Source organism: Streptomyces sp. S6, from assembly GCF_054880855.1.
The window spans coordinates 1-1,126 of sequence record NZ_JBTYMC010000669.1 but is presented as its reverse complement, the minus strand read 5'-3'; the positions used below and the strand labels follow the sequence as shown (position 1 = coordinate 1,126).

At 74.0% G+C, this 1,126-nt stretch carries 2 protein-coding genes; one reads left to right on the top strand and one right to left on the bottom strand.

Features of this window, described 5'->3' with window-relative positions:
* Window positions 1–436: phosphatase PAP2 family protein (locus ACVNF4_RS36300; RefSeq protein ID WP_461807074.1), on the top strand; the 436-nt coding region annotated here is incomplete at its 5' end.
* A 273-nt stretch (window positions 437–709) separates the two neighbouring features.
* Here the strand turns inward: ACVNF4_RS36300 and ACVNF4_RS36295 are convergent.
* Window positions 710–1,126, bottom strand: a 417-nt coding sequence (locus ACVNF4_RS36295; RefSeq protein WP_461807073.1) for a C40 family peptidase, incomplete at its 5' end; no start/stop codon positions are given.

The following is a 1,126-nucleotide window of genomic DNA, read 5'->3' as shown; positions in this document are numbered from 1 at the left end:
GGCGGCGGGCCAGTCGTACACGCACAGGCGGGACAGACCGACGCCGCCGGGCAACCCCGCGAAACCGTTCACCACGGTCGCTCCTCAAGGTACTTGGCGATGTCGCCGCGCCACGGCCAACCTCGCGGGCAAGAAGCTCGTACGCCGCCCGCGTCCGCACCGCGCGGAGGACTCGCCGTTCCCCGGCCGCCATGTCCCGATGCCCGACTCGGCGTCCTTCCCCTCGGGCCACACCGCCTCGGCCGTCGCCTTCGCCGCCGCGGTGAGTACTGCCCTGCCCGTGACGACCGTCCCCCTCGGGCTGCTCGCCTGCGCGGTCGGCTACTCGCGCGTGCACACCGGGGTGCACTACCCGGGCGACGTCATCGCCGGGGCCGTCCTCGGGACGGGGGCGGCGGCGACGGTGCTGGCGATCGCGGGGGCTCGGGAGGGGTGAGGGAGGGGGCGGACCCGGGCCGGGCGTGGGGTGCCTGAAGGTATGTCGGCGTCGGCCCGGCTCTGCCGCCTTGTCCGGGGACCTGTGCGTCCTTGACAGGAGTCCGGCGTCGGCTGTTCCCCGCCTCAGGGGCTCTGCACGGCCCTCTCGCGGCCTCCGGGGTGGTCCGGGTGGTGATTCCCCGCCCTGACCTCTTCTCGGCCGCCTGACGGCCGGAGGGGCGGTGTGGTCGTCCCTCCTGAATCGCCGGTCAGCTTCTGACGCGTGTCACCCTCACGCCGGACGGACCGCACCGCGCAAGGCCGTCTCGCCCGCGTGGAAGATCGACTCCTCACGGACGAACGCGCCGGGGCCCGGGGCGTGGATCATCATGCCGTTACCCGTGTAGACGCCGGTGTGGTTCAGGCCGTCGAAGAAGAAGACCAGGTCACCGGGTTGGAGCGTCGTGACGTCCACCACCGTGCCGTACTGGGCCTGTTCGGCGGCGTTCCGGGGGAGCGGGACGCCCGCCGCGGTCCACGCGGCCTGCGTGAGCCCCGCGTTGTCGTACGAACCGGGTCCCTTCGCGCCCCACACACAGGGCTTGCCGATCTGCGCGCGGGCGAACGCGACCGCCTTCTCGGCCTTGGCCGTCGGGGAGGTGGCGGCGGCCGGGGTCTGCGGGGGGAGAGGGGCCGCGGTCGAGGCGGG